Source organism: Azospirillum sp. TSO5 (genome assembly GCF_003116065.1).
Lineage (GTDB): Bacteria > Pseudomonadota > Alphaproteobacteria > Azospirillales > Azospirillaceae > Azospirillum.
In genome coordinates this window covers 13,456-40,052 of record NZ_LGQY01000132.1, presented here as the reverse complement: position 1 = coordinate 40,052, position 26,597 = coordinate 13,456, and the positions used below count along the sequence as shown (strand labels likewise).

Here is a 26,597-nt window from a genome sequence, read left to right as displayed (position 1 = left end):
TTTGGAGAACACACGCAGTGCTTCCCCCTCACCCCGGCCCTCTCCCCGGGGGGGAGAGGGAGAAACCGCCTCTCCCACCGCAGGCAGATAAACCGTAAAGGCGCTGCCCACCCCGACCTCGCTTTCGATGGTCAGCCGGCCGCGGTGGCGGTTCAGGATGTGCTTGACGATGGCCAGCCCCAGCCCGGTGCCGCCCATGGCGCGGGATCGCGCGGCATCGACGCGGTAGAAGCGCTCGGTCAGGCGGGGCAGATGGGTGCGGGCGATGCCGTCGCCCCGGTCGCGCACCGACACCGACACCATTGCGGTGCCGCCGCGCAGCGCGCGCTTGTCCTTCACCACACCGCCGGATGCCGGCAGCCCGGTGAAGCCCACCGCCGCCCCGTCGGCCAGCGCGACAGTGACGGTCACGTCGGTGTCTTCGCGCGTGTATTTGATCGCGTTGCTGACGAGGTTCTGGAAGACCTGGGTCAGCTGGTCCTCATCGCCGACGACGGGCGGCAGCTCCTCCGGCGCTTCCAGACGCAGGCGGATGCGGCGCTCCGCCGCCTTCAGCTGCAGCGCGGCGATGACGTTCTCCAGTTCCTCCACCACATCGACCCGGCCGCTGGGCGGCATATGCTCGTCCAACTCGATGCGGGACAGCGACAGCAGGTCGTTGACCAGCCGGGTCATGCGGCTGGCCTGGTCATGCATGATTGCCAGGAAGCGGTCCTGCGCCTCCGGATCGTCACGGGCGGGGCCGCGCAGAGTCTCGATGAACCCCAGCAACGAGGACAGCGGCGTGCGCAGCTCGTGGCTGGCGTTGGCGATGAAGTCGGCGCGCATCTGCTCCGACCGGCGGGCGGCGGTGACGTCGTGCAGGGTCAGGATCGCCATGCGGGCGACGGTGGGCGGCCGCGGCGCCGACTCCTCCTCGATCTCGCCATCAAGCAGGGACGGATCGGGTTCAGGCACCAGCCGCTGGAACGGCTTCACCTGCGCTTCGAAGCTGCGCTCCACCGGAACCGGCAGCGTGAACTCGATGATGCGGGACGCACCGCCGCGCAGCACGGAGTCCACCGCCTCCAGCACCGCCGGCGTGCGCAAGGACGAAGCGAGGTCGCGGTCGACGACCTTGTCGCCGAACAGCTCCCGCGCAGTGCGGTTGGCGCGCACCACCTGCCGTTCGGCGTCCATCAGCAGCAGTGGGGCGGGCAGGGCGTCGATCACCGCCTCGTCGGCATCGAGCTGCATCCGCACGCTCTCGGCCCGGCGCAGGCCGACCCGGTGCAGACGGCCGATGGTCGTAGCCAGCGCCTTCAAGGCGGGCGGCGTGCCGGCCGGGGCCAGCGGCTCGTCGGTCTCGGCCAGCCGGCCGGCGTAGTCGGTCATCGCGTCGGCATCACTGCGGTAGGTGCGCAGGACCAGGACCGCACCCACGAGCGCAGCCGCAGCCGCGGCCAGCGCCAGCCCGCCATGCAACGCCCCGGCATGGACCGCCCAGGCCAGCACGCCCAGCAGGGGCACCAGCATCAACAGGATCGCGGTCAGCAGCGAGGTGGGCGGCGACGCCTTCAGGCGCATGGGAACGGCACCGGAGTAAAGGGTTGAAAGGGCAGGCAGCGTGACGATCAGCCCTTCTACACCATCGTCGCGCATGCCGCGCGGCGGTCATAAAAGATTCATGGCCGCAACTGTGCGGTCCTTCGTTGACTCCAATATTATAGATCTTCATTCTATCATCATGGAAAGCGCGAAAACCGATATAGACAGCCGCCTTGCCGCCCGCCTGCGTGCCCTGCGTGCAGATCGTAGCCTGACGCTGGATGGTTTGGCGGAGCGCTCGGGCGTCAGCCGCTCGATGATCTCGCTGGTGGAACGGGGGGAGAGCAGTCCGACGGCCTCCGTGCTCGACCGGCTGGCCGCCGGATTGGGGGTGACGCTGGCGGCGTTGTTCGCGGAAGCCGAGCGCACGGATGCCAGCCCGATCGCACGCCGCGACAACCAGATCGCCTGGGCCGACCCCGCCACCGGCTATCGCCGCCGCAACCTGTCGCCGCCGGGCTATCCGTCGCCCATCGAACTGGTGGAGGTGGAGCTGCCGCCGGGCGCCCGCGTCTCCTACGACAGCGGCAACCGCGCCGCCATGGTGGAGCAGCAGGTCTATCTGCTGGACGGCACCATCGAACTGACGGTGGGGGAGGTGACGCACCGCCTGTCCACCGGCGACTGCCTTGCCATGCGGCTCGACCGGCCGACCGGCTTCCACAATCCGACCGACCACACCGCCCGCTACATCGTGGCGCTGACCACCGACGGGCGCCTTGGCTTAAACGCGGTTAAACGCTGAAAGGAGCATGCGATGGACAGTGCCTGCCTGGACTCCGGCCAGCGAGGTGGGGAGAGCGGCGCCGCTGCCGTGACGGTGCGCATGCTGTCTTCTGCGGAGGCTCACGCAGCCGTGCCGAGGCTGACCGACGTACTGCTGGATTGCGTGGCGGGCGGTGCGTCGGTCAGCTTCATGGCACCGCTCGACCGCGCCACCGCTGAGAACTTCTGGAGGAGTGTGGTGGCCGGGGTGGAGCAGGGGGAGCGCATTCTGCTGGTGGCGGAGGACGGGGAGGGCGTGCTGGGCACCGTCCAGTTGGTGGTCGGCCAGCCGCCGAACCAGCCGCACCGCGCCGACCTGTCCAAGATGCTGGTCCACCGCCGCGCCCGCCGCCGGGGCGTCGGCGCCGCCCTGATGCAGGCGGCCGAGGAAGCCGGCCGCGCCGCCGGCAAGACCCTGCTGGTGCTGGATACCGCGTCGCCCGAGGCGGAACGGCTGTATGAGCGGGCCGGCTGGGTGAAGGTCGGCGTCATCCCGAACTACGCTTTGTGGCCGAAAGGCGGGTTCTGCGACACGACGTACTTTTACAAGGCGCTGGGCTGAGGCTTGAGCTCTCCTTCTCCCCCCTGGGGAGAAGGTCGGGATGAGGGGGTTCGGCACAGCCGAAGACAGTCCGGCATGTGTGCCCCCCTCACCCTAACCCTCTCCCCAGGGGGGAGAGGGGACTCTTGGATAGAGCGTTACTTTACCAGGGCAACGAATCATGCGCCGCCAGCGCCGCGGCGGTGACGATGTCGTTGACCGAGGCGCCCATGCTGACGATCTGCGCCGGCTTGTCCAGGCCGATCAGCAGCGGGCCGATCATCTGGCCGCCGGCCATCTTGTTCAGCAGCTTGGCCGAGATGTTGGCGGAATGCAGGCCGGGCATGATCAGCACGTTGGCCGGACCGGACAGCCGCGAGAACGGGTAGACCCGCTTCATCAGCTGGTAATCCAGCGCCACGTCGGCCGACATCTCGCCGTCATACTCGAAATCGACTCGGCGGCTGTCGAGGATCGACAGGGCTTCGCGCAGCGGATCGGTGTTCGGGTGCGGCGTCTGGCCGAAGTTGGAGAAGGACAGCATCGCGATCCGCGGTTCGTGCCCCATCTGCCGGGCCTTGGCCGCGGCGCCGACCGCGATGTCGGCCAGCGTCTTGCCGTCGGGACGGACATGGACGGTGGTGTCGGCGATGAAGACGGTGCGGTTGCGGGTGATGAACAGATGCAGGCCGAACACCGGCTCGCTCGCCTTCGGGTCGAAGACGCGGCGGATTTCCTCGTAGGCGACGCCGAAGCTGCGGGTCAGGCCGGTCACCATGGCATGGGCATCGCCCTGCGCCACCATGCAGGCGGCGAAGACGTTGCGGTCCTGGTTGACCATCCGCTGGCAGTCGCGCAGCAGGGCGCCCTTGCGCTGCAGACGGCGGTAGAGGTAGTCGGCATAACGCCGGTTGGCGTCCGACAGGCGGGCATTGTGGATTTCGAACTGGACATGCGGCTGGCCCATCGCCGCCAGCTGTTCCTTAATGACCTCCTCGCGGCCGATCAGAACCGGGATGCCATAGCCGTGGGCGCGGAAGGCCATGGCGGCGCGGATCGTCCGCTCCTCCTCGCCCTCGGCGAAGACGACGCGGCGCGGGTTGGTCCGCACCTTCTCCAGGATCAGTTCCAGGCTGTCGGCGGTCGGGTCCAGACGGGTGCGCAGGCTGTGCTTGTAGCTGGTCAGGTCGAGGATCGGCTTGCGCGCCACGCCACTTTCCATCGCCGCCTGGGCGACGGCGGCCGGGACGGTGACGATCAGGCGCGGGTCGAAGGGCACCGGGATGATGTAGTCCGGGCCATAGCGCAGCCGGCGCCCGGAATAGGCGGCGTCGACCTCGTCCGGCACATCCTCGCGCGCCAGCGCCGCCAGCGCCTTGGCGGCGGCGACCTTCATCGCCTCGTTGATGGTGGTGGCGCGGACGTCCAGCGCGCCGCGGAACAGGTAGGGGAAGCCAAGGACGTTGTTGACCTGGTTCGGATAGTCGGAGCGTCCGGTCGCCACGATGGCATCGGCCCGCACCGCCTTCACATCCTCCGGCGTAATCTCCGGATCGGGGTTGGCGAGGGCGAAGATGATCGGCTTGGCCGCCATCGACTTCACCATCTCCTGCGTCATCGCCCCCTTGGCCGACAGGCCGACGAACACGTCGGAGCCGGCCACCGCCTCTTCCAGCGTGCGCTTGTCGGTGTCGACGGCGAAGGACGACTTCCACTGGTTCATGCCGTTGGTGCGGCCGCGATAGACCACGCCCTTGGTGTCGCACAGGATGATGTTTTCACGTGAAACACCCATCGTGCAGAACAGCTCGGCGCAGGCGATGCCCGCCGCGCCGGCGCCGTTCACCACCATCTTCACGTCTTCGATCTTGCGGCCGGTGATGTCGCAGGCGTTGATTAGGCCGGCGGCGGCGATGATCGCTGTGCCGTGCTGGTCGTCGTGGAAGACCGGGATGTCCAGCAGCTCGCGCAGCCGCTCCTCGATGATAAAGCAGTCGGGCGCCTTGATGTCTTCCAGGTTGATGCCGCCGAAGCTGGGGCCGAGGAAACGCACGCAGTTGACGAACTCGTCCACGTCGCGGGTGTCAACCTCCAGGTCGATGCCGTCGACATCGGCGAAGCGCTTGAACAGCACCGCCTTGCCTTCCATCACCGGCTTGCCGGCGAGCGCGCCCAGGTCACCCAGACCCAGCACGGCCGTGCCGTTGGAGATGATGGCGACGATGTTGCCCTTGGCCGTGTAGTCATAGGCAAGGGACGGATCCTCGGCGATGCGCAGGCAGGGCGCGGCGACGCCGGGCGAATAGGCCAGCGCCAGATCGCGCTGGGTGGTCAGCGGCTTGGTCGGAGTGATTTCCAGCTTGCCGGGCCGGCCGCTGGAATGCAGCAGCAGGGCCTCTTCGTCGGTGACGCGCTTGGTGTCGGACATGGATGTCGTGTTCCTCAACGGAGTGCTGATGCCCGTCGGTCTTCGTTGGTGCCTTTTGTGCGGTGCGCTGCCGACGGTGGGGTCGCGATGGTATACGCCGCACGCGCAACTCGCCAAGCCTCCATTGCCCGCTTTTTGTACGAATCATGCATTTTTTTGACGATTGGCGACACATCCAGTTTGCTTCACATCCTATCTGATCCGCTTTCCGTGCATGACCATGCCGGTTGGGAAGGCCTGGAAACGACTGGTATCATGCAGTGCGGAACACAACCGACGCGCTTATTCCCTCCCGGAGCCGCCATCTTGTCCCTGGCACCCAAATCTGCGGGCGCGCTGACGCCGGACGAACGCCGCATCACGCTGGTGATCGCGGCGGTGCAGTTCATCAACATCCTCGATTTCATGATGGTGATGCCGCTCGGTCCCGACTTCGCCCGGGCGCTGAACATCCCGGCGGCACACATCGGCTATATCGGCGGCAGCTATACCGCAGCTGCGGCCTTGGCCGGGTTGATCGGCTCGATGCTGCTCGACCGCTTCGACCGGCGCCGGGCGCTCGCCGTCGCCATGGCCGGACTGATCGTCTCCACGGCATTGGGCGGGCTGGCCTGGGACTTTCCATCGCTGCTGGCGGCGCGCGTGCTGGCAGGCCTGTTCGGCGGCCCGGCCGTCGCGGTCGCCATCGCCACGGTGACCGATCAGGTGGCGCCGCAGCGGCGGGGGCAGGCGATGGGGGCGGTGATGTCGGCCTTCTCGCTGTCGGCCATCGCCGGGGTGCCGGTGGGGCTGGAACTGGCGCTCTATGGCGGCTGGCGGCTGCCCTTCTTTGCGGTGGCCTTCGCCGGCCTGATCGTCGCCGTGGCCGCCATCGCCATCCTGCCGCCGCAGCGCGGCCATCTCGCCGGGGCAGGGGTGAAGACGGGGGCCTGGGTGCGGATAACGGCGCTGCTGTCGCGCCGCAAAGTCTGGTTGGCCTATGCCACCGTGGCGCTGGTGCAGGTTCAGCAGTTCATGATCGTCCCCAACATCGCCGCCTATGTGCAGGGCAATCTGGGCTTCCCGCGCGACCACCTGAGCCTGGTCTACATGACCGGCGGCACGCTGAGCTTCTTCGCCGCGCGCTGGGCCGGGCGGCTGGTCGACCGTCATGGCTCCAGCGCCGTCACCTTCGCCGCGACGGTGGGGCTGAGCCTGGTGATCTTCTTCGCCTTCATCGGCTACCGGCCCTGGATGCCGGTGCTGGGGCTGTTCCCCTTCTTCATGACCTTCGTCGGCATCCGCATGGTCGCCAACGGCGCCGCCTTCTCCCGCGTGCCGGACCCGCAGGAGCGCGCCGGCTTCATGGCGCTGGTGTCGGCGGTGCAGCATCTCAGCTCCGCCTTCGGCGCCTTCCTGTCGGCCGAGATCCTGACCAACGGCGCCGACGGCCGGCTGGAGCATGTGACGACCATGGCGACCATCTCCATCACCATCGGGCTTGCCGTGCCGCTGCTGACCCTGTGGCTGGAGCGGGCGACGCGCCCGGCACCGCCACCAATGATCGCCGACGCCGTGCTGGACGGAGGCGGGCAGAGCCGTTAGCTTGCCGCCGAACCGCAAACGACCTTCGGAATGATGCCCATGCGCCCCTCCGGCCGCGCCTTCGACCAACTGCGCACCGTCTCCCTCGAGCCCGGCTTCAGCCGCTATGCCGAGGGCTCCTGCATGGTGCGCTTCGGCAACACGCATGTGCTGTGCACCGCCAGCGTCGACGAGACGGTGCCGCGTTTCCTGAAGAACACCGGGCTCGGCTGGGTCACCGCCGAATATGGTATGCTGCCGCGCTCCACCCACAGCCGCACCGACCGCGAAGCGGCGAAGGGCAAGCAGTCCGGCCGCACCCAGGAAATCCAGCGCCTGATCGGCCGCGCGCTACGCGCCGTCACCGACCGGTCTGCCATGGGCGAAAAGCAGATCAAGATCGACTGCGACGTCATCCAGGCCGACGGCGGCACCCGCACCGCCGCCATCACCGGCAGCTATGTCGCCCTGCATCTCGCCTTCCAGCATCTGATGCAGATCGGCGCGCTGAAGACCATGCCGCTGACCGATCAGGTCGCCGCCGTGTCCTGCGGCCTCTATCAGGGCAACGCCGTGCTCGACCTCGACTATGACGAGGATTCCAAGGCACAGGCCGACGCCAATTTCGTCCTGACCGGCAAGGCCGGCATCGTCGAAATCCAGGGCACCGCCGAGGAAACCCCCTTCTCCGAGCCGCAGTTCATGGAGCTGCTGGCGCTCGCCCGCAAGGGCGTGAACGAGCTGGTGGCGTTGCAGAAGCAGGTCCTCGGCATCAAGTAAGCCGGCATCTGCCAGACGTTCATCACCCAGAGGTTCGTTCCCATGTCCGCTCCCCGCCGCTTCACCGGCGACACGCTCGTCATCGCCAGCCACAACAAGGGCAAGGTGCGCGAGATCGCCGATCTGCTCGGCCCGTATGTCGCCACCTTCACCTCGGCCGGGGAGCTGGGCCTGCCCGAACCGGAAGAGACCGGGACCACCTTCATCGCCAATGCGGAGCTGAAGGCGAAGGCCGCGGCGGCCGCCGGCCATGTCGCGCTCGCCGACGACAGCGGGCTGGTGGTGCCGGCGCTGAACGGCGATCCCGGCATCTATTCCGCCCGCTGGGCCGGCCCGACCAAGGACTTCGCCATGGCGATGCGGAAGGTCGAGGAGGGGATAGCAGGGAAGGCGGATCGCAGCGCCTATTTCGTCTGCGCCCTGTCGCTCGCCTGGCCGGACGGCCATGTCGAGACGGTGGAGGGTCGCTGCTACGGCACGCTGGTGTGGCCGCCGCGCGGTCCCCACGGCTTCGGCTATGACCCGATGTTCCTGCCGGACGGCCACAAGCTGTCTTTCGGCGAAATGGATCCGGCCAAGAAGCACGAGATGAGCCACCGTGCCGATGCCTTCCGCCAGCTGGTGGAGCGGTGTTTCCAGTGAGCGTGTCTGATCCTGGTTTTGCCGTCTACGTCCATTGGCCCTTCTGCAAATCGAAGTGCCCCTATTGCGATTTCAACAGCCATGTCCGCGAGCGGGTCGACCATGACCGCTGGCGGGCCGGGTTGCTGCGCGAGCTGGACCATTACGCCGACCTGACCGCCGGCTGCACCGTCACCTCGATCTTCTTCGGCGGCGGCACCCCGTCGCTGATGGAACCGGCCACGGTCGGCGCCATCATCGACCGGGTCGCCCAACGTTGGCAGGTCGCCGACGGGTTGGAGGTGACGCTGGAGGCCAACCCGACCTCCGTCGAGGCCGACAAGTTCCGTGCCTTCCGCAGCGCCGGGATCAACCGCGTGTCGCTGGGCATCCAGGCGCTGGACGATGCCAGCCTGAAGTTCCTCGGCCGCCAGCACAACGCGGCGGAGGCGACCGGCGCCATCGAACTGGCGGCGCGGACCTTCGACCGCTTTTCCTTCGACCTGATCTATGCCCGTCCCGGCCAGACGGTGGCGGCGTGGCAGGCGGAGCTTGCACGCGCGCTGGATTACGCGGTCGGCCACCTTTCGGTCTATCAGCTGACGATCGAAGAGGGCACCGCCTTCTATCCGCTGCATGCCCGCGGCGACCTGGTACTGCCCGACGAGGAACTGGCCGGCGATCTCTACGAGGCCACGCAGAGCCAGCTGACCGCAGCGGGGCTGCCGGCCTATGAGATTTCCAACCATGCCCGCCCCGGCGAGGAAAGCCGCCACAACCTAACCTATTGGCGCTATGGCGACTATGTCGGCATCGGTCCCGGCGCCCATGGCCGGCTGACGCTGGACGGCGAGAAGTTCGCCACCCGCGCCCATCGCGCCCCGGAGATCTGGCTGGAACGGGTGGAGCGCGACGGGCATGGTGCCGCCGCCCCCGATCCCATCGACCGCGATGCCCGCGGCACCGAACTGCTGATGATGGGGCTGCGCCTGAGCGAGGGGGTGCGGCTTGCTCGTCTGGTGGAGGAAGCCGGCCGATCGTTGGACGATTTCGTGGATCCGGCAGCCTTGTCCCGCCTGATCGACGGCGGTTTCCTGACGCGCGATGCCGACCGTCTGGTTGCGACATCGGAGGGGCTACAGCGTCTGAACGCGGTGCTCAGCGCAATTCTGGCGTAAGATCCCTTGTCTTCAATCGGGAAAGGGCAGGGGATGCTCATCAGCCTGATCGTCGCCGCCGCAACGAACGATGTGATCGGCCGTGACGGCCGGCTTCCCTGGCATCTTCCCAGCGATCTACGCCGGTTCAGGGAATTGACGATGGGAAAACCGATCCTGATGGGTCGGAAAACCTGGGACTCCCTGCCGCGCCGCCCGCTGCCCGGCCGCGACAATCTGGTGGTGAGCCATCGGGGCCTCGTCGGCGAGCATGACGGCGCCCGCTGGTTCACCGGTCTCGGGGCAGCGGTGTCGTGGGCACAAGGCTCCGGTGCGGCCGAACTGTGCATCATCGGCGGTGCCGCTCTGTTCCGTGAGACACTGCCGATCGCCGATCGCCTGCACCTGACCCGCATCGAAAGCACAGTGGACGGCGACACGCTGATGCCGCCCATCGGAGCGGAATGGGCGGAGGTGTGGTCGAGCGCGCCCATGGAAGAGAATGGGCTGTTCTATCGCTACATCGACCTTCAGAAGGTGCGGGGGTAGGGGGCGAGCGCCCCCCCCTTTAAGCCCGTTACTCTTCGCCGCCCAGCCGGTGCAGCACGTCGTCCAACTGGTCGAGCGTCTGGTAATGGATGGTGATCGTCCCGCGTTGACCCTGCGGATTGATCGCGACCTTCAGCCCGATGCGGGCGGAGATCTCCTCCTCCAGATTGATCAGGTCGACGTCCTTCATCGCCGGGGCGGATCCGGCTCCGCCATTCGCAGCCTTGCCCTTCTTCGCCTTGGGTTGATCGCCGCGCATCAGGTCTTCGGTCTGGCGGACGTTCAGACCGCGCGTCACCACGTCGCGGGCGACGGCGGCCGGATCCGGGGCGGTCAGCAGGGCCCGGGCATGGCCGGCGGTCAGCGCGCCGTCCTGAACCATCGACTTGACGGGATCGGGCAGGGCCAGCAGGCGCATCATGTTGGCGACGTGGCTGCGGCTCTTGCCGACGGCGCGGGCCAGATCCTCCTGCGTGTGCTCGAACTCCTCCATCAGGCGACGATAGCCTTCCGCCTCTTCCAGCGGGGTCAGATCCTGGCGCTGGATGTTCTCGATCAGCGCGATTTCCAGCGCCTCGCGGTCGCTGAGATCGCGGATGACGACCGGAACTTCATGCAGGCCGGCGATCTGCGCGGCGCGCCAGCGGCGTTCGCCGGCGATCAGCTCATAAGAATTGGCATCCTCGCCATCGCGGCGGACGAGGAGGGGCTGCAGGATGCCCTTGTCGCGGATGGAGTCGACAAGGCCCTGGATGGCCTCCTCGTCGAACTTCCGGCGCGGCTGGTATTTGCCGGGGTGCACGAACTCGATCGGCACCTGCTTGGACTGCCGCACCTTGTCGAGTGCCGAGTAATCCTCGGTCGCCTCGCCGAAGAGGGCGGAAAGGCCACGGCCCAGGCTGGCGCGGCGGGCGCCCCCTTGCTTGGTGTCGTCGATCATGCGGTCAGTCTCTTCTCACGGCGCAGCACCTCGCCCGCCAGATGGATGTAGGCCTGGGATCCGGGGCAGCGCATGTCGTAGATCAGCACCGGCTTGCCGTGCGACGGCGCCTCCGACACCTTGACGTTGCGCGGGATCACGGTGTCGTACACCTTCTCCCCGAAGAAGCCGCGGACGTCTGCCGCCACCATGTCCGACAGGTTGTTGCGCTTGTCGAACATGGTCAGCACGACGCCGTGGATGTCCAGGTTCGGGTTGAAGGCGCGCTTCACCCGTTCGATGGTGCGGACCAGATGGCTGAGACCCTCCAGCGCGTAGAACTCGCACTGCAGGGGAACCATCACGGCATGCGACGCCACGAGCGCGTTCAGCGTCAGCAGACCCAGCGCCGGCGGGCAGTCGATCAGAACGTAGTCGTATTCCAACGCGCTGTTGGCGACCGCCTCGCGCAGGCGGAACTCGCGCCGCTCGGCACCGACCAACTCGATCTCGGCACCCGACAAATCGACCGACGAGGTGATGATCGACAGGTTCGGCACCGAGGAGGGGGTCGCGGCCTGCTCCAGCGATACGTCGTCGAACAGCACGTCATAGATGCCGACGCGGCGGTCCGAGCGGGGGATGCCGAGACCGGTGGACGCATTGCCCTGCGGGTCGAGGTCGATCACCAGCACCCGCTTGCCGATGACGGCGAGCGCGGTGGCGAGGTTGATCGTCGTCGTGGTCTTGCCCACGCCGCCCTTCTGGTTGGCAATTGCAACCACGCGGGCAAGGGGACGGGTGACGGCAGACATGGCAGCCTCTCGGGAGTCCGGTTGGCGGGAAGAAGGCGGAGGGAGAGTGTCAGGCACGGTTTTCACGCACGCTCAAGGTCACTCACACGCAGGATGGTTCCGCTCGGATCGGTGCGGCTGTCAAATCGCTCCGTCCGCAGTCTCCAATATTGCGTGGCAGCGGTCAATTCGTCGTCCAGCGCAGCACCCTTCAGGAACAGGCACTTGCCGCGCGATCCGATGAAGGGGTGGGCCCAGGCGAAGAGGTCGGCCAGCGGCGCCAGCGCACGGGCGGTGACCACATCGGCCTCGATGCCGGTGACGGTTTCGATCCGCTTGGTGTGGACGGTGACCGGCGCCTCGCAGACCCGTGCGACCTCGCGCAGGAAGGCGCATTTGCGCACGTCGCTCTCGATCAGATGCACCTGCGGCACACCGAGGACGGCGAGCACCAGACCGGGGAAACCGGCCCCACTGCCGAGATCGACCAGCACCCGGGTCCCCTCCGGCAGCAGCGGATAGAGCTGGGCGGAATCGAGGAAGTGGCGTTTCCAGGCGTCAGGGAGGGTGGAGGGGCCGACCAGATTGATCTTCGGCTGCCACTTGCGCAGCAGACCTTCATAGGCGATCAGGCGGTCAAGCGTTTCACGTGAAACACCGGTGGCCTCCTGAAATGCAACCGCATCGAACCCGCTCATTCGGCGGCCACCCCGGACGAGGCCACGTCGCGGCGCTTCACATGGCGGAGCAGGGCGACCAGCGCAGCCGGGGTCATGCCGGGAATGCGGGCCGCGGCCCCCAGCGTCGCAGGACGCGACTGGCGCAGCTTCTGCCGGATTTCGGCGGACAGGCTGCCGATGCCGTCGACGTCCAGATCGTCAGGCAAGGCGAGGGACTCGTCCTTGCGGAAGGCGCGGATGTCAGCCTCCTGCCGGCCGAGATAGCCGGCATACTTGCCGTCGATTTCCAACTGCTCGGCGATCTCCGGCACGATCCCGCCCAGTTCCGGCCACAGGCGGGCGAGTGCGGCAAGGTCGATGTCGGGATAGCGCAGCAGGTCGGCGGCACTGCGGCGCACACCATCCTGGTTCACCGCGACACCCTGGCGGGCGAGTTCGGCCGGTGTCGCCTGCAGCGAGGCGACCAGGGCACGGCCGGCCGACAGCGCGGCGCTCTTGGCGGCGAAAACACCGCGACGCTCGGAGCCGACGCAGCCGATGGTGATGCCCTTACCGGTCAGCCGCTGGTCGGCGTTGTCCGCGCGCAGCAGCAGCCGGTATTCGGCGCGCGAGGTGAACATGCGGTAGGGCTCGTTGGTGCCCCGGCCGATCAGGTCGTCGATCAGCACACCGATATAGGCGTCGGCGCGGTCGAGGACGAAGCCGTCGCGGTTGCCGCTCGCCGCCAGCGCGGCGTTGATGCCGGCCATCAGGCCCTGGGCCGCGGCCTCTTCATAGCCGGTGGTGCCGTTGATCTGGCCAGCCAGGAACAGGCGTGGCGCCCGGCGAGTCTCCAGCGTCGGCTTCAGCTCGCGCGGGTCGACATAGTCGTATTCGATGGCGTAGCCGGGGCGGATCATCACCACCTTCTCCAACCCCGGCATGCTGGCGAGGATGCCGAGCTGCACGTCGCGGGGCAGGGAGGTCGAGATGCCGTTCGGATAGACAGTGGGATCGTCCAACCCTTCCGGTTCAAGGAAGATCTGGTGCTTCTCCTTCTCGGCAAAGCGGACGACCTTGTCCTCGATGGAGGGGCAATAGCGTGGACCCGTACCGGTGATCTGTCCGGAATACATCGGGGCGCGATGCAGGTTGGCGCGGATCAGCGCATGCGCTTCCGGCGTTGTCCAGGTGATCGCGCAATCGATCTGCGGCGTGTCGATCCGCTCCGTCATATAGGAGAAGGGCGGGGGCGGCGTGTCGCCCGGCTGCTTCTCCAGCGCGTCCCAATCGATGGTGCGGCCATCCAGGCGCGGCGGCGTGCCGGTCTTCAAACGGCCGAGCGGGAAGCCGAGCCGCGCCAGCGTGTCGGACAGGCCGATGGACGGCGCCTCGCCAACGCGGCCGGCCGGGGTGCGCTCCTCGCCGATGTGGATCAGGCCACGCAGGAAGGTGCCGGTGGTCAGCACCACCGCGCCGGCACGGATGGACTCGCCGGCCCCGGTAACCACACCGGTGATGCGATGGTCAGCATCGACGATCAGGTCCTCGGCGCCACCGGCTTCAATGTACAGGTTTTCCTGCTCGGCCAGCAGCGACTGCATCGCCTGACGATACAGCTTGCGGTCGGCCTGGGCGCGCGGGCCGCGGACGGCGGGACCCTTGCTGCGGTTCAGGATGCGGAACTGGATGCCGCCACGGTCGATGGCCTTCGCCATCACGCCGTCCAGCGCATCGATCTCCCGCACCAGATGGCCCTTGGCCAAGCCGCCGATGGCGGGGTTGCAGGACATCTCGCCGATGGTTTCGACCTTGTGGGTCAGCAGGAGCGTACGCGCACCCATGCGCGCTGCCGCCGCAGCCGCCTCACAGCCGGCGTGACCGCCGCCGACAACGATGACATCAAAGTTCCGCATGCGCGGGACCATAGCGGAATGGCCGCACGGATCCAAGAGGCGGGGCAGGGACAAGTGAGGCGTATCAGCGCTGTTTCACGTGAAACACGTCCTCACTTGCCGTTGTCACTTGCCGATGCAGAAGTCGCGGAAGATCACGTCCAGCAGATCCTCCACATCCACCCGCCCGGTAATCCGTCCCAGCGCCCGGCTGGCGAGACGCACATCCTCTGCCGCCAGCTCCGGCAGCGGCGCGTCGAGCGCGCGCAGCAGTGACTCCCGGCATTCCATCAACGCGGCACGATGGCGGGCGCGGGTCAGAGACGGGGCGCTGCCGATGGCGAGCCGATCGGCGCTGAATGCCGTCAGCTTTTCCACCAACGTCTTCAGACCGGTGCCGGTGTGGGCAGAGACCAGGATCGGGGCCAGATCCGGTCGCAGGTCGGTGTCCGTCGCGAGGTCGGTCTTGTTGAACACCACCACGGTGTCGCGGTCGATCAGGTCCAGCGTCGCCGGGTCGAGATCGGGCAGAGTGGTGGCATCGAACACAGCCACTTTCACATCAGCACGCGCCGCCCGGTCACGAGCACGTCGGATGCCTTCCTCTTCGACTTCATCGGCAGCAGCTTCGCGCAAGCCTGCGGTGTCGGCCAGCACGACCGGATAGCCGCCGAGGTCGAGATGCACCTCAATGATGTCGCGGGTGGTGCCGGCGCGGGCGGAGACAATGGCAGCGTCGCGTCGGGCGATCGCATTCAGCAGGCTCGACTTGCCGGCGTTCGGCGCGCCGACAATGGCGATGTGCAGGCCTTCGCGCAGACGCTCGCCACGACCGCCGTCGTCGAGATGCGCTGCGATCTCATCGGCCAGCCCGGCGATCACTGGACGGACGGCATCGGCAACGCCGCCGGGCAGATCATCCTCGGCAAAGTCGATGTCGGCCTCGATGTGGGCGAGCGCACGGGTCAGCCTCTCCCGCCAGCCATCATAGAGTTTGCCGAGCGCACCTTCCATCTGCCGCAACGCCTGCCGGCGCTGGGCGTTGGTCTCCGCATCGATCAGGTCGGCGACCGCTTCCGCCTCCGTCAGGTCGAGCTTGCCGTTCTCGAAAGCGCGGCGGGTGAACTCGCCGGGTTCCGCCAGCCGCAAGCCGGGCAGGGTGGCGAGCGCCTCGATCACGCCGGTGACGACGGCGCGGCCACCATGCAGGTGCAACTCCACCACATCCTCGCCGGTGAAGCTGGCGGGGGCGGTGAAGCGCAGGACCAGTGCGTCGTCCAGCGCGTCGCCGGTGCGCGGGTCGCGCAGCTTGGTCAGCACGGCCCGACGTGGTGCGGGCAGAGGGCGACCGGTCAGCGCAGTGAGGGCGGATCCGGCCTCGGAGCCCGAAATGCGAACCACCGCCACACCGGATCGGCCGGGGGCGGTGGCAAGAGCGTAGATGGTGGTGAACATCGGATGTGGATCAGCCACGCTGCTCGGGCCGCAGTTCCCGCTGCTCCGGCGTCAGCATCAGCCGCTCGACGCGGCGGCCTTCGACCAGATGGGTCTGCAGGATTTCGTCGACGTCCCCGGTGCTGTGATAGGTGTACCAAACGCCTTCCGGATAGATGACCATCGTCGGACCCAGTTCGCAGCGGTCGAGGCAACCGGCGGAATTGATCCGCACCTTGCCGTCGAAGCCGAGTTCACGGGCTCGGGCCTTCATATAGTCGCGCAGCTTCTCCGACCCGTGGGCGGCGCAGGATCCGCGGCGATGCCCATCGGGACGGCGGTTGGTGCAGCAGAAGACATGGGCTTCGAAATAGGGCTTTTGTGATTCAAGAGTTTGGTCGGTCACTTTCTTCCTTCCTGACCCAGGGCCGACGCCATCTGGGACCAAAACATCTTCTGCATCTGCTCCATGCCCTGGATACCGGCGGGGAGCCAGGTCTTCAGCATGGTCTCCGGGTCCATGGCCTGGAGGTTCGCACGCATGCGTTCCTGGATCTCCTGCATCATGGCATCCTGCATCGGCTTCACATCGGGCAGGCCCAGGAAGTGCCGGGCCTCGTCCGGGGTGCAGTCGATGTCGACGGTGATTTTCATGGGAACCCCCTCCAGACCCGGATCAGGTGCCGGACCCGGCACCGTTGCAGGCATTGGCCGTGTTGATTTTGGGGTTGAGCGCCGCGGCGGCTCGTGCCCCACTATACAGATAGGATGCACTGGCGCAACGCCACCCCGGCGCCACCTATTGATTCACGACACACCAACAGATCGGACACCGCCATGCCCGCCACTCCGTTGGGCGCGAACCTGCTAGGCCGGGAGACGAGCCCCTATCTGCTGCAGCACAAGGACAACCCGGTGCATTGGATGCCCTGGGGACCGGAGGCCTTCGCCCGTGCCAAGGCGGAGAACAAGCCGGTGCTGTTGTCGGTCGGCTATGCCGCCTGCCACTGGTGCCACGTTATGGCGCATGAGAGCTTCGAGAATCCCGAGATCGCCGGGCTGATGAACGAACTGTTCATCAACATCAAGGTCGACCGGGAAGAGCGGCCGGATCTCGACACCATCTATCAGTCGGCATTGGCGCTGCTGGGGCAGCAGGGCGGTTGGCCGCTGACCATGTTCCTGACGCCGAGTGCAGAGCCCTTCTGGGGCGGCACCTATTTCCCGCCGGCCCCCCGCTATGGCCGGGCCGGCTTCCCCGACGTGCTGCGCGGCATCGCCGGCACCTTTGCCAATGAGTCGGACAAGGTCGGCAAGAATGTCGACGCGCTGAAATCGGCGCTCGCCGGAATGGGAGAGAATAGGTCGGCCGGCGCGGTCGATGCCGGGGTGCTGGATCAGGTGGCGCAACGGCTGCTGCGGGAGGTCGATCCGATCCATGGCGGCATCGGCAGCGCGCCGAAATTCCCGCAGGTGCCGCTGTTCGAACTGCTGTGGCGGGCATGGCAGCGCACCGGACGCGAACCCTTCCGCGAGGCGGTGACCCACACGCTGGCCAACATGGCGCAGGGCGGAATCTACGATCATCTCGGCGGCGGCTTCGCCCGCTATTCCGTCGATGAACGCTGGCTGGTGCCGCATTTCGAGAAGATGCTCTACGACAATGCGGAGCTGCTCGACCTGATGACGCTGGTCTGGCAGGAGACGCGTGATCCGCTGCTGGAAACCCGCATGCGCGAGACGGTCGGCTGGCTGCTGCGCGAGATGATCGCCGATGGTGGCGGCTTCGCCGCGACGCTCGACGCCGACAGCGAGGGCGAAGAGGGACTCTTCTATATATGGCAGGACCATGAGGTCGACCGGCTGCTCGGTCCCGCTCTTGGCGACAACGGTCTGGCGACGTTTAAGCGCGTTTACGAGGTGCTGCCCCAGGGCAATTGGGAGGGCGTCACCATCCTGAACCGGCTGGGCGGCCTGACACTAGCCGACGACGCCACCGAGGCGACGCTCGCCAAGGGCCGGGAGATCCTGTTGCGGGCGCGGGCCAAGCGGGTGCGGCCGGGCTGGGACGACAAGGTGCTGGCCGACTGGAACGGCCTGATGATCGCCGCCTTGACCCATGCCGCCCTGGTGTTGGACAAGCCGGACTGGCTGGACGCCGCCGGCCGCGCCTTCGCCTTCGTCCGCGACCGGATGGATACCGGCGGGCGGCTCTGCCACAGCTGGCGGCACGGACAGGGCAAGCATGCGGGAATGCTCGACGATTACGCCCAGATGGCACGCGCCGCCCTGGCGTTGCACGAGGCGACCGGGGATCCGGCGGCGCTCGATCAGGCGAAGATTTGGGTGGCGACGCTCGACGCCCATTTCTGGGACGGCGCCAACGGCGGCTATTTCTTCACCGCCGACGATGCGGAAGGGCTGATCGTCCGCACCAAGAGCGTCTACGACAACGCCACGCCCAGCGGCAACGGCACCATGCTGGCGGTGCTGACCACGCTGTTCCAGCGCACCGGCGAGGATGCCTATCGCGAGCGGGCAGAGGCGCTCGCCGCCGCCTTCTCGGGGGAGTTGACGCGCAACTTCTTCCCGCTGCCGACCTTCCTGAACGCGGTGGAGCTGATGACGGCACCGCTGCAGATCGTCATCGTCGGACCGCCCAAGGCGGCGGAGACGGAGGCGTTGCGCCGCACCGTGCTGGACCGCTCGCTGCCCAACCGCATCCTGACCGTGCTCGCGCCGGGGGCGGATCTGCCCGCCAATCATCCGGCCCAGGGGAAGGGGATGCGCGACGGGACGGCCACCGCCTATGTCTGCCGCGGCATGACCTGTTCGGCCCCGGTGACGGCGCCGGCGGATCTGGCGGCGCTTCTGGCAACGAAAAGCTGAATTCTGCGGGAGGAAACCATGGCGCGTCTTTCCATCGACAGCCCGCTGGGGCCCCTGATGCTGAGCGGGGACGGATCCGCCCTCACTTCGGTCGGCTGGGGCCGCTTCGACCATGACGAACCCGATGCGGTGCTGGCCGAGACGGCGCGCCAGCTGGAGGCTTATTTCGCCGGCCGGCTCCAGCGCTTCGACCTGCCGTTGAAGGCGGCCGGCACCGCCTTCCGGCGGAGCGTGTGGGATGCGATGCTTGCGATCCCCTATGGCGGCACCGCGACCTATGGCGGGATGGCGAAGATGCTGGGCAGCGGGCCACGCGCGGTCGGAGGCGCCTGTGGCGCCAACCCGATCCCGATCGTCATCCCCTGTCACCGGGTGCTGGCCAGCGGCGGCGCGCCCGGTGGCTATTCCGGCCATGGCGGGCTGGACACCAAGGCTTGGCTGCTGGCGCTGGAACGCCGGCATGCCGGTGTGGGGCAGGGCAACGGTGCGGCGGCGGAGCAGTTCGCGCTGCTCTGAGGGCCGGGCGATACTCAACGACCAACGACAAGGGAAACCAAACCACCATGGTTCATGCAATCCGCATCCACGAGCACGGCGGGCCGGAGGTTCTGCGCTGGGACGAGATCGAGGTGGGAGAGCCCGGTCCCGGCCAGGTGCGTATCCGCCAGACCGCCGTCGGACTGAACTACATCGACACCTACCACCGCTCCGGCGCCTACAAGCTGCCGGATCTGCCGGCGGTGATCGGCATGGCGGGCACCGGCGTTGTCGAGGCGTTGGGGCCGGATGTCACCACGCTGAAGATCGGCGACCGCGTCGGCTACGCCATGTCGATCGGCGCTTACGCCGAGAGCCGCCTGATCGCCGCCGAACGGCTGGTGCCGCTGCCGAGCTGGCTCGACGAGCAGGCGACCGCCGCCACGCTGCTCCAGGGGTTGACCGCGCAGTATCTGCTGCGCAGCACCTATGTGGTCCAACCCGGCGATACCATCCTGGTGCAGGCCGCCGCCGGCGGGGTGGGGCTGCTGCTGTGCTCCTGGGCGCGCCATCTCGGCGTCACGGTGATCGGCACCGTCGGGTCGGAGGAGAAGGCTGAACTGGCGAAGGCCCATGGCTGTCACCACACCATCGACTACACCCGTGAGGATTTCGTCCAGCGGGTAAAGGATCTGACGGACGGGCAGGGCGTGCCGGTGGTCTATGACGGCGTCGGCAAGACGACCTTCCTGAAGGGGCTGGACTGCCTGCGGCCGCGTGGGCTGATGGTGCTGTTCGGCGCCGCGTCTGGCGCGCCGGCGCCGCTGGATCTGGGGCTGCTGGCGACGAAGGGGTCGCTGTACGTGACGCGGCCGACACTGGCGACCTACACCGCCAAGCGGGAGGACCTGATGGCGTCCGCCGCAGATCTGTTCGACGCGGTGAAGAACGGCGGGGTGACCTTCACGGTGAACCAGCGCTTTGCGCTGAAGGACACGGCGGAGGCGCATCGGGCGCTTGAAGCGCGGGCGACGACGGGATCGACGGTGCTGGTGCCGTAAGGTTTCGGCTGGCGAATGCCCCCACCTAACCTCGCCCCTTTACTCCACCGCCCAAAGCGGGTTCTTGATCTTCTTCAGCATCTCCGCATGCGCAGCGACCTCGTCGTCGCTGAGGGCGAAGACGCGGGCTTCGCGGAAGGGGCGGTCGATGCGGACCGGGCCGGCGGGACCACTCTTCGATGCCGGACCGCCGGCGAAGGACAGGCCGGTCTGCCGGCCGCCCAGCAGCTCCAGATAAACCTCGGCCAGCAGCTGGGCATCGAGCAGCGCGCCGTGCAGGGTGCGGTTGGAGTTGTCGACGCCGAAGCGCTTGCACAGCGCATCCAGGGTGGCGGGCGAACCGGGGAACTTCTGCCGGGCCATCAGCAGCGTGTCGATGGCGCGGTCCTTCGGCATCACCGGATGGCCGGCGATCTTCAGCTCCCAATTCAGGAAGTGCATGTCGAAGGCGGCGTTGTGGATCACCAGCGGGGCGTCGCCGATGAAGGCGACGAAATCGGCGGCCACATCGTTGAACAGCGGCTTGTCGGCCAGGAATTCCGAACTCAGCCCATGGACGGCAAAGGCCTCCGGCGGCATGTCGCGTTCGGGGTTGAGGTAGACGTGGAAGCGTTCACCAGTGGCGAGGTGGTTGACCAGCTCAATGCAGCCGATCTCGACCAGCCGGTGACCCTCCTCCGGCTTGAAGCCCGTGGTTTCGGTGTCGAGAACGATTTCACGCATGATGGATCTGCCCTGGTTGATAGCCGCGCGGCGGCCAGTGCCTGCCCGGCCGCCGTACCACGTCCCGCACAATGCCCTGAAGCGCCCGCCGCGTCACCAGCCGACCGGCACCCGTCGGCACGACATAGTCGGCGCGCCGCCGCTTCTCCACGTCCGGCATCTGGCGGGCGAGGATACCGGCGAACTTCTCCGCCGTCATGCCCGGCCGGGCCAGCACGCGGGCGCGCTGGACGGCGAAGGGTGCGGAGACGACGATGGTGGCATCGACGCGACGCTCGCCATGGGTCTCGAACAGCAAAGGGATGTCCAGAACGGCGATCTTCGCGCCACGCCGTGCAGCTCGCGCGAGGAAGTCGCGCTGCGCCGCCTGGACCATCGGGTGCAGGATCGCCTCCAGCCGCTTCAGCGCGTCCGGGTCGCGGAACACCGCCGCCCCCAGCGCCGGGCGGCTGACCGCGCCGTCGACCACCACACCGGGGAAGGCGGCGTCGGTGGCCGGCACCGCCCGGCCGCCCCGGCCGAGCAGCCCATGCACCACCGCATCGGAATCGCAGACCGGGGCACCCATCGCCTGCAGCATGCGGGCGGCGGTGCTCTTGCCCATGCCGATGGAGCCGGTCAGACCCAGCACGATCATGACCCGAGCCTCAGCCTTCCAGGACGAAGCGGGTCAGCTCCGGCGTCACCTGCGGCTCGACGCCGAACCAGGCCTTGAAGCCGGGACGCGCCTGATGCAGCAGCATACCGATGCCGCCGGCCATCGGGTTGCCACGCGCCCTGGCTTCGGCCAGCAGCGGGGTTTCCAGAGGCACATAGACGATGTCGTTGACGACAGCCGAGACGGGCAGGGCGCGCAAAGGCAGGTCAAGCGCCGGCTGCCCCGCCATGCCCTGGGTGGTGGTGTTGACCAGCAGAGCGGCGCCGTCGAGCGCGGTTTCACGTGAAACCCAATCCACCACCGTCACACCGCCATTCAGGCCGGCCGCGGCCAGATCCGCCGCCAATTCCTCGGCACGGGCGCGGGTGCGGTTGACCAGACGGACCTCCGGCGCACCGGCGTCGAGCAGGGCGACCACCACGGCGCGGGCGGCACCGCCGGCACCGATCACCACCGCCGGACCATGCTCCGCCGTCCAGCCCGGCTGTTCGGCGCGCAGATTCTCGATGAAGCCGAAGCCGTCGGTGTTGCCGCCTTCCAGTGCGCCGTCCTCCGCCACCACGATGGTGTTGACCGCTCCCATGCGCCGCGCGGTCTCGTCCAGCCGGTCGACGGTGCGGAAGGCGATCTCCTTCAACGGGACGGTGACGTTGCAGCCGCGAAAGCCGAGCGCGGGCAGGGCGCGGATCGCCTGTTCCGCGCGCTCGGGCGCCACCGCCAGCGGCACATAGGCGCCATCGATCCCATACTGGCGCAGCCAAAATCCATGCAGCCGGGGCGACCGCGAATGGCTGATCGGCCAGCCCATCACACCGGCGATCTTGGCCTTGCCGCTGATAAAGTGACCCGCCGTCATTCCCTGCCCACTCCATGCACGCGCAGAAAGCCGAGCAGCGGCAGAAGCGGCAGCCCGAGGATGGTGAAGAAGTCGCCCTCGACCCGATGGAACAGCTGCGCCCCCAGCCCTTCCAGCTGATAGGCGCCGACCGAGTGCAGCACGTCGTCGCCGACACAGGTAAGATAGTCGTCGAGGAAGGCTTCGGAGAAATTGCGCATGGTCAGCCGGGCGCTGTCGATCTGGTGCCACATGCGCTCACCGTCGCGCACCACCACGGCACAGCTGACCAGCCGGTGGGTCTTGCCGCGCAGATCGAGCAACTGGGCACGCGCCGCGGCGCGGTCGGCCGGCTTGTCGAACCAGCGCCCCTCGCATTCCAGCATCTGGTCGGCACCGACCACCAGCGCACCGGGGTGGCGGCGGGTGATGCGCTGGGCCTTCAGCTCGGCCAGGGCCTCGGCGACGATGTCGGCGGAGACGCCCTCCGCCCGGCCGGCGGCCTTAACCTCGTCCTCGTCGACCAGCGGCTTGTCGAGGATCGCGGTCACGCCGGCCTGCTCCAGCATCGCCGCCCGCGTGCGCGAACCCGACGCCAGGACGAGCTTGGGAGCCGTGCTCACGTCTTCTTTCCTTCCGGGCTGAAGTTGGCGCTCTGGCGGCGGGCGAGCAGCATCATGATCTCGGCCGCGGTCTCTTCGATGGAGCGGCGCGACACGTCGATCACCGGCCAGCCGCGCCGGCTGAACAGGCGGCGCGCCTCCTGGACCTCGGCGCGGACCAGTTCCGGATCGGCGTAGCTGGAGCCTTCGCCCTGATTCAGCAGCTTCAGCCGGTTGCGGCGGATCTGCACCAGCCGGTCGGGGTCCTTGGTCAGCCCGACGATCAGCGGCCGGGTCAGCAGGTCCAGTTCCGCCGGCAGCGGGCTGCCCGGCACCAGCGGGATGTTGGCCGCCTTGATGCCGCGGTTGGCCAGATAGATGCAGGTCGGCGTCTTGGAACTGCGCGACACGCCGATCAGCACCACGTCGGCCTCGTGCAGGTCCCAGTTCGACTGGCCGTCGTCGTGGGACAGGGCGAAATCGACCGCGTCGATCCGGCTGAAATACTCGGCGTCCAGCACATGCTGGCGGCCGGGCTGGCGCTGCGATTCCACGCCCAGGAAGGCGGCAAGGGCGTTGATCAGCGGATCGAGCACGGGGATGCAGGGGACCTGCATCTCGCGGCAGAAATCCTGCAGGCGGCGACGCAGCGTCTCGTCGACCAGCGTGAACATCACCAGCCCGTGGTTGTCCCGAATCCCCTCCAGCACGAGGTCGAGCTGGCGGTCGGTCCGCACCAGATTCCAGAAATGCTCGATGGGACGCACGTCGTCGAACTGGATGACGCAGGCGCGCGCCACGCTGTTGATGGTCTCGCCCGTCGCATCGGACACGAGATGTAGGTGGAACTCTTTCATCCGTCCCCAACATTCTGTGGAGAACCCGGCCCAGATCTGTGGACAACCGGATCCGCCTTCGTTTCGTCCCGACCGGGGGACTCCTCCTCCCCGATACGGCCAAGCGCGGAACAACTCCGCCGACCGCTTCGGAAGCTGGGAAGATCCGGCCCCGTCCGCCCTGTTATCCACGGGACTCCCGTTCGTCCAGCTATAGCATTTCCGCCGTTTCCGACGGTAGTGCTCCGAATCGTCCACAGATCCGCGCACATGGACGCACAAGCCCCCGGATCTGTGGATAGATTCTCTTGAGTCGGGGATCACCGTTATCCACAGGCATCCACCTCATCCTCTTCCTTTCTCCCTTTAAAAAATATAGTGAAGAAGAGGGGATAAACCCGTCCCGGAATCCGGCGCGGAATCGGCGCTGGAATCGCAGGGATTCAGATTCACACGTCCCAGATTCGCAAAGCCAAGGAACGCACCGTCTTGCCCGCCACCAGCTCCGACGTCCAGAATCAGGCTTCCCAGCCTGCCCTGAAGCCGATGCTCGCCGCCCTGGCGGGAGAGGTGCGGTCGCGTCCGCCCTTCTGGCTGATGCGTCAGGCCGGACGCTATCTGCCGGAATATCGCGAGCTGCGGGCGAAGGCCGGCAGCTTCCTCGACCTCTGCTACAATCCCGACTTCGCGGTCGAGGTGACCTTGCAGCCACTCCGCCGCTACGGCATGGACGCGGCGATTCTGTTCTCTGACATCCTGGTGGTGCCGCATGCCCTGGGGCAGCCGCTGGCCTATCTGGAAGGGGAGGGGCCGAAGCTGGATCCGGTCCGCAACGTGGAGGACCTAAAGCGGTTGTCGCGCGACCGCTTCCACGAGACGCTGGCGCCGGTCTACGAGACGGTGCGCCGGCTCTCCACCGCGATTCCGGAGGGCACGACGCTGATCGGCTTTGCGGGGGCCCCCTGGACCATCGCCTGCTACATGGTCGAAGGGGCGGGCTCCAAGGAGTATGCGCACGTCAAGCGCTGGGCCTATGGCGACCCGGCGGGATTCGGCCAGCTGATCGACCTGATCGTCGAGGTGACCGCCGACTATCTCTGCCGCCAGATCGAGGCGGGGGCCGAAGTGGTGCAGCTGTTCGACAGCTGGGCCGGCGTGCTGCCGGTGGCGGAGTTCCGCCGCTGGGTGATCGAGCCGACGCGGCGGATCGTCGCACTGGTGAAGGCCAAGCACCCGAACACCCCGGTCATCGGCTTCCCGCGCGGGGCCGGCCACGCCTATGAGGAATACGTCGCCGAGGCTCGTGTGGACGCCGTCGGTCTCGACACCACCGTCCCGCCGGTGTGGGCGGCGCAGACTCTCCAGACGCGGCTGCCGGTGCAGGGAAACCTCGACCCGATCATGCTGGCGGCAGGCGGCAAGGCGCTGGAGACCGCGACGCGCGACATCCTGGAGGCGTTGGCCGGCGGCCCCTTCGTGTTCAACCTGGGACACGGCGTCATCCAGTCGACCCCGCCGCAGCATGTCGCCGATCTGACCCGCATCCTGCGGGAATGGCCGGGGCGCGGCTGAGGCTTTCCGGCGAACCGGCGCTAAGGGGCTGAAAAAGCGACGGAGGGGGTCTGGACAGAGCGACGGCGACGCTCCAGTTTAGCGGGCACCATGAGCCAGCAATTCTCCCAGACCTCCGCCTCGACCAGCGCAACCTCCGGCGGCCAGCCGCGGCGTGTCGCCGTCGTGCTGTTCAACCTCGGCGGTCCCGACGCGCCGGAGGCGGTGCGGCCCTTCCTGTTCAACCTGTTCGCCGATCCGGCCATCATCCGGCTGCCGAACCCGTTCCGTTTCCTGATCGCCAGCCTGATCAGCGGACGGCGGGCCAAGCCGGCCACCGAGATCTATGCCCAGATCGGCGGCAAGTCGCCGCTGCTGGAGAACACGCAAGCCCAGGCGGCGGCGCTGGAAGCGATGCTGGGGGCAGATCCGGCGACGGCCGGCGCGGAGACCAAGGTCTTCATCGCCATGCGCTACTGGCACCCGATGAGCGCCGAGACGGCCGCCCGGGTGAAGGCCTACGACCCGGATCTGGTCGTGCTGCTGCCGCTCTACCCGCAATTTTCCACCACCACCACGGCGTCGAGCGCCAAGGCGTGGCATGAGGCGGCGAACACCGTCGGGCTGACGGCGCCGACGAAGCTGCTGTGCTGCTATCCGACCCAGCCCGGCTTCATCGACGGCACGGCGGATTTGATCCGCCCGCTGTACGAGGCGGCCAAGGCCCATGGCAAGCCGCGCGTCCTGTTCTCCGCCCACGGGCTGCCGAAGAAGGTGGTGGCCGCCGGCGACCCCTATCAGTGGCAATGCGAGCGGACGGCGGAATCCATCGCCGCGGCGCTGGGCATCGACGATCTCGACTGGATCAACTGCTACCAGAGCCGCGTCGGCCCGATGGAGTGGATCGGTCCCAGCACCGACGCCGAGATCCGCCGCGCCGGCCAGGACGGCGTGCCGATCCTGGTGGTGCCGATGGCCTTCGTGTCGGAGCATTCCGAGACGCTGGTGGAGATCGAGGTCGAATACCGCCATCTCGCCAAGGAGGCAGGGGTGCCGCACTTCACCCGCGTGCCGACCGTCGGGGTGCATCCCGGCTTCATCGACGGGCTGGCGGCGCTGGTGCGGCAGACGGTCGCGGGCAAGGCGGCGATCTGCTCCCAGAAGGGCGACCGGATCTGCCCGTCCAACTTCTCCGGCTGCCCGCAGGCGCGGCGCTGAACCGCAACGCTGAACCGCGACGGCCGAACCGCAAAGAATAGAGGGGACACGCCCG

At 67.7% G+C, this 26,597-nt stretch carries 26 protein-coding genes; 12 read left to right on the top strand and 14 right to left on the bottom strand.

The features are described 5' to 3' along the window. On the bottom strand, positions 1-1,566 hold a 1,566-nt coding region (locus tag TSO5_RS28360), incomplete at its 3' end, for an ATP-binding protein (RefSeq protein WP_247871004.1). A gap of 160 nt (positions 1,567-1,726) precedes the next feature. On the opposite strand from TSO5_RS28360, the gene TSO5_RS28355 reads away from it, so the two are divergent. Both TSO5_RS28355 and TSO5_RS28350 read left to right on the top strand, forming a co-directional pair. Beyond that, entirely contained in the window at positions 1,727-2,332 is a 606-nt protein-coding gene (locus TSO5_RS28355; RefSeq protein WP_109154742.1) for an XRE family transcriptional regulator, read from the top strand. A 12-nt stretch (positions 2,333-2,344) separates the two neighbouring features. Then, complete coding sequence (locus tag TSO5_RS28350) at positions 2,345-2,914, top strand: GNAT family N-acetyltransferase (protein ID WP_109154741.1); 570 nt, start codon at positions 2,345-2,347, stop codon at positions 2,912-2,914. A 142-nt stretch (positions 2,915-3,056) separates the two neighbouring features. On the opposite strand, the gene TSO5_RS28345 is transcribed toward TSO5_RS28350, so the two are convergent. Further along, a complete protein-coding gene (locus TSO5_RS28345) occupies positions 3,057-5,321 on the bottom strand; it encodes an NADP-dependent malic enzyme (RefSeq protein ID WP_109154740.1) in 2,265 nt (754 codons plus the stop codon). 306 nt (positions 5,322-5,627) lie between these two features. Between TSO5_RS28345 and TSO5_RS28340 the strand changes: the two genes are divergently transcribed. The 5 genes from TSO5_RS28340 to TSO5_RS28320 are packed head-to-tail and all read left to right on the top strand — an operon-like array spanning position 5,628 to position 9,991. Continuing rightward, positions 5,628-6,905 carry an MFS transporter gene (locus TSO5_RS28340; RefSeq protein WP_199231046.1) on the top strand — a complete coding sequence of 426 codons (1,278 nt, stop codon included), beginning with the start codon at positions 5,628-5,630 and terminating at the stop codon, positions 6,903-6,905. Between the two features lie 39 nt (positions 6,906-6,944). After that, complete coding sequence (gene rph / locus TSO5_RS28335) at positions 6,945-7,664, top strand: ribonuclease PH (RefSeq protein WP_109074941.1); 720 nt, start codon at positions 6,945-6,947, stop codon at positions 7,662-7,664. A gap of 42 nt (positions 7,665-7,706) precedes the next feature. Further along, the gene (gene rdgB, locus TSO5_RS28330) at positions 7,707-8,306 is read left to right on the top strand and encodes an RdgB/HAM1 family non-canonical purine NTP pyrophosphatase (RefSeq protein WP_109154738.1); all 600 of its coding nucleotides are present in this window, start codon (positions 7,707-7,709) and stop codon (positions 8,304-8,306) included. Continuing rightward, positions 8,294-9,463, top strand: a complete 1,170-nt coding sequence (hemW, locus tag TSO5_RS28325) for a radical SAM family heme chaperone HemW (RefSeq protein WP_109154737.1) — start codon at positions 8,294-8,296, stop codon at positions 9,461-9,463. Before rdgB ends, hemW begins: the two co-directional genes overlap by 13 nt. Positions 9,464-9,496: 33 nt before the next feature. After that, positions 9,497-9,991, top strand: a complete 495-nt coding sequence (locus tag TSO5_RS28320; protein ID WP_109154736.1) for a dihydrofolate reductase — start codon at positions 9,497-9,499, stop codon at positions 9,989-9,991. A 28-nt stretch (positions 9,992-10,019) separates the two neighbouring features. Here the strand turns inward: TSO5_RS28320 and TSO5_RS28315 are convergent, their stop codons facing one another. From TSO5_RS28315 to TSO5_RS28285, 7 genes are all read right to left on the bottom strand, one after another. Next, positions 10,020-10,931, bottom strand: coding sequence for a ParB/RepB/Spo0J family partition protein (locus TSO5_RS28315; protein ID WP_109154735.1), 912 nt, complete (start codon positions 10,929-10,931; stop codon positions 10,020-10,022). After that, positions 10,928-11,725 carry an AAA family ATPase gene (locus TSO5_RS28310; RefSeq protein WP_109074936.1) on the bottom strand — a complete coding sequence of 266 codons (798 nt, stop codon included), beginning with the start codon at positions 11,723-11,725 and terminating at the stop codon, positions 10,928-10,930. The genes TSO5_RS28315 and TSO5_RS28310 overlap by 4 nt, the downstream gene beginning before the upstream one ends. A gap of 62 nt (positions 11,726-11,787) precedes the next feature. Next, positions 11,788-12,402 carry a 16S rRNA (guanine(527)-N(7))-methyltransferase RsmG gene (gene rsmG / locus TSO5_RS28305; RefSeq protein WP_109154734.1) on the bottom strand — a complete coding sequence of 205 codons (615 nt, stop codon included), beginning with the start codon at positions 12,400-12,402 and terminating at the stop codon, positions 11,788-11,790. Then, the gene (gene mnmG / locus TSO5_RS28300) at positions 12,399-14,279 is read right to left on the bottom strand and encodes a tRNA uridine-5-carboxymethylaminomethyl(34) synthesis enzyme MnmG (RefSeq protein WP_199231045.1); all 1,881 of its coding nucleotides are present in this window, start codon (positions 14,277-14,279) and stop codon (positions 12,399-12,401) included. Before mnmG ends, rsmG begins: the two co-directional genes overlap by 4 nt. 105 nt (positions 14,280-14,384) lie before the next feature. Beyond that, positions 14,385-15,713: a tRNA uridine-5-carboxymethylaminomethyl(34) synthesis GTPase MnmE gene (gene mnmE, locus TSO5_RS28295; protein ID WP_109154732.1), complete on the bottom strand. Its 1,329-nt coding sequence runs from the start codon at positions 15,711-15,713 to the stop codon at positions 14,385-14,387. A 10-nt stretch (positions 15,714-15,723) separates the two neighbouring features. Continuing rightward, positions 15,724-16,098, bottom strand: a complete 375-nt coding sequence (locus TSO5_RS28290) for a (2Fe-2S) ferredoxin domain-containing protein (protein WP_109154731.1) — start codon at positions 16,096-16,098, stop codon at positions 15,724-15,726. Then, positions 16,095-16,346, bottom strand: coding sequence for a DUF6489 family protein (locus TSO5_RS28285; protein ID WP_063635627.1), 252 nt, complete (start codon positions 16,344-16,346; stop codon positions 16,095-16,097). Before TSO5_RS28285 ends, TSO5_RS28290 begins: the two co-directional genes overlap by 4 nt. Before the next feature lie 183 nt (positions 16,347-16,529). Between TSO5_RS28285 and TSO5_RS28280 the strand changes: the two genes are divergently transcribed. From TSO5_RS28280 to TSO5_RS28270, 3 genes are read left to right on the top strand one after another with little or no spacing between them, the layout of a single operon-like run. Continuing rightward, positions 16,530-18,581: a thioredoxin domain-containing protein gene (locus TSO5_RS28280; protein ID WP_109154730.1), complete on the top strand. Its 2,052-nt coding sequence runs from the start codon at positions 16,530-16,532 to the stop codon at positions 18,579-18,581. 18 nt (positions 18,582-18,599) lie between these two features. Next, a complete protein-coding gene (locus TSO5_RS28275) occupies positions 18,600-19,097 on the top strand; it encodes a methylated-DNA--[protein]-cysteine S-methyltransferase (RefSeq protein WP_109154729.1) in 498 nt (165 codons plus the stop codon). 47 nt (positions 19,098-19,144) lie between these two features. Continuing rightward, positions 19,145-20,119 (top strand): quinone oxidoreductase, encoded by a 975-nt coding sequence (locus TSO5_RS28270; protein ID WP_109154728.1) that lies wholly within the window; start codon positions 19,145-19,147, stop codon positions 20,117-20,119. Between the two features lie 39 nt (positions 20,120-20,158). Here TSO5_RS28270 and dnaQ read toward each other — a convergent pair whose 3' ends face one another. Genes dnaQ through TSO5_RS28245 form a run of 5 tightly spaced genes read right to left on the bottom strand, consistent with a single transcriptional unit; the run spans position 20,159 to position 23,794 of the window. Beyond that, on the bottom strand, positions 20,159-20,842 hold the full coding sequence (dnaQ, locus tag TSO5_RS28265; RefSeq protein ID WP_109154727.1) for a DNA polymerase III subunit epsilon: 684 nt from the start codon (positions 20,840-20,842) through the stop codon (positions 20,159-20,161). Then, positions 20,835-21,479, bottom strand: coding sequence for a dephospho-CoA kinase (coaE, locus tag TSO5_RS28260; protein WP_109154726.1), 645 nt, complete (start codon positions 21,477-21,479; stop codon positions 20,835-20,837). The genes dnaQ and coaE overlap by 8 nt, the downstream gene beginning before the upstream one ends. A gap of 10 nt (positions 21,480-21,489) precedes the next feature. Further along, complete coding sequence (locus TSO5_RS28255; protein ID WP_109154725.1) at positions 21,490-22,356, bottom strand: shikimate dehydrogenase; 867 nt, start codon at positions 22,354-22,356, stop codon at positions 21,490-21,492. Then, entirely contained in the window at positions 22,353-22,958 is a 606-nt protein-coding gene (locus tag TSO5_RS28250) for a Maf family protein (RefSeq protein WP_109154724.1), read from the bottom strand. The genes TSO5_RS28255 and TSO5_RS28250 overlap by 4 nt, the downstream gene beginning before the upstream one ends. Continuing rightward, positions 22,955-23,794, bottom strand: a complete 840-nt coding sequence (locus TSO5_RS28245; RefSeq protein ID WP_085086922.1) for a pyruvate, water dikinase regulatory protein — start codon at positions 23,792-23,794, stop codon at positions 22,955-22,957. The genes TSO5_RS28250 and TSO5_RS28245 overlap by 4 nt, the downstream gene beginning before the upstream one ends. A gap of 525 nt (positions 23,795-24,319) precedes the next feature. On the opposite strand from TSO5_RS28245, the gene hemE reads away from it, so the two are divergent. Beyond that, positions 24,320-25,345, top strand: coding sequence for a uroporphyrinogen decarboxylase (gene hemE / locus TSO5_RS28240; RefSeq protein ID WP_109154744.1), 1,026 nt, complete (start codon positions 24,320-24,322; stop codon positions 25,343-25,345). A 90-nt stretch (positions 25,346-25,435) separates the two neighbouring features. Further along, positions 25,436-26,542 carry a ferrochelatase gene (gene hemH / locus TSO5_RS28235; RefSeq protein ID WP_109154723.1) on the top strand — a complete coding sequence of 369 codons (1,107 nt, stop codon included), beginning with the start codon at positions 25,436-25,438 and terminating at the stop codon, positions 26,540-26,542. The last annotated feature ends 55 nt before the right edge of the window (positions 26,543-26,597 follow it).